This window comes from Vibrio sp. 10N.222.46.A1 (assembly GCF_041473595.1).
Lineage (GTDB): Bacteria > Pseudomonadota > Gammaproteobacteria > Enterobacterales > Vibrionaceae > Vibrio > Vibrio tasmaniensis_A.
In genome coordinates this window covers 1-3,416 of the sequence record NZ_JBFRSN010000768.1, presented here as the reverse complement: position 1 = coordinate 3,416, position 3,416 = coordinate 1, and the positions used below count along the sequence as shown (strand labels likewise).

The 3,416-nt window shown below is 46.2% G+C and carries 2 protein-coding genes; one reads left to right on the top strand and one right to left on the bottom strand.

Annotation, left to right across the window (positions count from 1 at the left end):
- On the top strand, window positions 1-2,560 hold a 2,560-nt coding region (locus AB4496_RS19850; RefSeq protein WP_372131708.1), incomplete at its 5' end, for an HD domain-containing phosphohydrolase.
- Between the two features lie 30 nt (window positions 2,561-2,590).
- Here the strand turns inward: AB4496_RS19850 and AB4496_RS19845 are convergent.
- Window positions 2,591-3,416, bottom strand: an 826-nt coding sequence (locus AB4496_RS19845; RefSeq protein ID WP_372131706.1) for a DMT family transporter, incomplete at its 5' end; no start/stop codon positions are given.

Sequence of the window (3,416 nt, the reverse complement as noted above, 5' to 3'; positions counted from 1 at the left end):
CGATGGCGCACACCAAGTGATCAGTACCCGACAAGCCGAGAGTAAGTTCAACCCCACGACTCGACCTTGGTTTCGTAACGCAAAGCCTGACGGCTCAATACAACTCTCTGAGCCCTACCTGTTCTATTTCCTGCAAACCAATGGCATCACGCTTTCTAGACGTTCTTTGGATGGCAAGCATGTCGTTGGTGCCGACTTCACGTTGAAATCTCTCTCTTCCCAGATCAGTGAATTGGCCTACTCTCCACAAACCCGACTCGCTCTGTTCGATCAACATTTCAATCTTCTCGGCCAACATCAACTTGATCTATCGATTCCCAAGCTTACCTCCCAGCCTAACGACACAAGTAAAACTGAGAAAACGAATAACCAAACGACAGGGAAACTCTCTGGTAGTGAGCAAGACCAAAGCTTCTTTAATGTGCCTAAGCGTGAACAGATGGAAGCATTGAAAGCATCCGTCATAGCACCACTTATCTCCGACGAGGAGAAATTAAGCCTCAACCTAAAAAACGTTGAGTACAACTTAAACACTTGGGCATTAACGCTAACTCCTGTTGAGCTCACTCAGGATGTCACTTTATATTTGGCAGAGGCTACGCCACACAATGAGTTGCTCTCTGATCTTATCTCGATGCGTGACAAGCAAGTCGCCGTCGCGATTGGGATGTTGTTCATCTGCTTCGCTATCGTATGGTTTGTCGCCAATCGTTTGTCTCAGCCGCTTAATACGCTGATGCAACTCACCGACAACATCGCACGATTTGACTTCAGGCGAACTCATTATCCCAAAAGCATGATTCAAGAAGTGGCTAACCTCGCCCACTCAATTGAGCTGATGGAACACACACTTCATGATCTTATTACGCTACTTCGAGACACGGCAGGTAATCAGGAGTTTTCGATATTAGCCAAAAATATTGCTCATCAAAGCTATTTAATTACCAAAGCAGAAACCATCGTCCTCTTCACTCAATCAAAAGAGAAAGATGTGTTTGATACGGCCGCGAACCTCGCCATTCTTCCCTTTAAGGCCGACATTAATGACTTCATCAAGCACACCCCTTGGTTGCTGTGCCAGCTTAAATCCGGAGAAACCATCCACTTAAACCGAGAAGACAATGTTCTCAACTATTACCAAGATTCGATCTTCAATTCAGATCTGTACCTGTTCCCACTATTAAACCGTGAGAAGTTGTTGGTGGGTATCGTCGCAATTGGCTATGAAAGACCGATTACCAAGATGCAGGCAGACAAGCACGCCTTCTTACGAGAACTGCTCAGCTTTGCGGAAATAGCCAAAGATAACATTGACCAAATGCAGCAACAGAAAGACATGCTGAATGCCTTTATCGAGTTGATTGCATCAGCGATTGATACCAAATCACCTTACACGGGCGGGCACTGCCAACGCGTGCCTGAACTGACCAAATGGCTGACTCAAGCAACCATTGATGATGACCGTTATTACCCGCAATTCTCATTGGATAGTAAACAGTGGGAAGAGTTAATGCTCGCCGCTTGGCTTCATGACTGCGGCAAGGTAACCACACCTGAGTATGTCGTAGACAAAGCGACAAAACTTGAAACCATTTACGACCGAATCCACGAAGTGCGGATGCGTTTTGAGCTGTTGAAACAGCAAGCGGAAACCGATTACTGGAAAGCTATAGCGAACGGAGCGCTTCAAGAGGAGCAGCTTAAGATCCTCGAACAAAGCTTGTCAGAATTGGATGAAGAATTTGCCTTCGTTGCTGAGTGCAACCTTGGCGGCGAATCTATGACGGAAGAGCAGCTAGAACGCTTAGATCAAATAGCCAAACGCCAATGGAAACGTACACTGGATGATCAATTGGGTTTGTCTTGGTCTGAAAAAGAGAGATTTAACACCCAAAAAGAGTCGGTTGAGAAAGACAGAACTGAGCCAACGAGGCAGGAAGAGGGTTTGCCCGTCATGGAGCCTCTGCTTGCAGACAAACCGGAGCATAAAATACCTTGGGACAATGGCTTTAACCCTGCCGATGTATGGCAAGAAGCGTTTGTGCTTAAGCCAGGAGAGGTCAAATACAACCAAGGTGAACTGCACAACTTGAAAGTTCGTCGTGGCACGTTAAACGATGAAGAACGTTTCATGATCAACGATCATATTATTCAAACCTTCACCATGCTTAACAAGCTGCCTTATCCTTCTTACCTCCAGAATATTCCGGATATCGCCAGCGGACACCACGAGCGTATCGACGGCAAGGGCTACCCAAGAGGCTTAAGCGAAGACCAATTACCTCTACCGTCCAGAGCGATGGCCATTGCTGATGTCTTTGAAGCGCTCACCTCTAGTGATCGCCCGTATAAGAAAGGCAAACTCCTAAGCGAATCACTCAACATCATGACCGACATGGCCACCAGCGGTCATATCGATCCCAAGCTGTATTTGCTGTTCTTAGAAAACAAAATCTACGACAAATACGCTGAGCGATTCCTAGAGACTAAACAGCGTTGCGAGATTGAACCAAACGAACACATCGACCGAGTAAAAGAGTACATTCGTTCATTGTTCTAGGCTTTTGTCTGTAATCTTCAGCCTCAATGTTTAGCTTTTAACGGCAGAGTCCAAAACCGCAGCATCTGCTACAACCACAGCAGATCGAGGTGTTTGCTTGGCTTTTGCTTTGCTGTGTCTTTTAGCCAATAGAGTATTGGTTATGCTCGCCACGACTATCAAATTGATGCCGATTAACTGCTGAGATGAAAACACGTCATCAAAGAACAAGCTCTGCCATAACGCACTGAACAGCATGTTCGTGAAAATTAGGGGAGCCAACTGAGAACCGCTGTCTGCCAACTTGTACGCTTTCGAGCGGAAGATTTGCGTGTTAATAGTAAATAGAGCCAATCCAAAAGCGCCAAGCCCAATCCAGCGTAAGCCTTCAAAAGATAGCAGAGCCGAAAAGGTTCCATTGCCCGCAGCACTCTCAAGCATATCTGGATCCGCAGATACTGAAGTAAACACAACCATTGGTATCACAAAGATTGCCGCGACCAAGAACGTCCACGCGTTAAGCTCTGCGGGTGCCAGGCTAGTCTTGGATGCTCGATACAAACTCACTTGTGAACCTGAATTAAACACACCCGCCAATAACCCTAGCAATAGCGCTGGCCTAAAGAATTCCGAACCAAACTCAAACTGCGACCAATCCCCTGCCATCATCACTACGCCGAAAAATGTAATGGCTAAACATGCGATAGTCGTTGTATGAATCTTGGTTCCGAATATTAATTTTTCTAACAACGGAATAAACAGCGGACCCGTACTGAATAACACCACACCTTCAACCAGCGTTAAGGTTTGTAGTGAAGTAAGGAAACACCACTGACACGCCACCATAAAGATCGCCCGCATCACCAAAGGTTTCCAC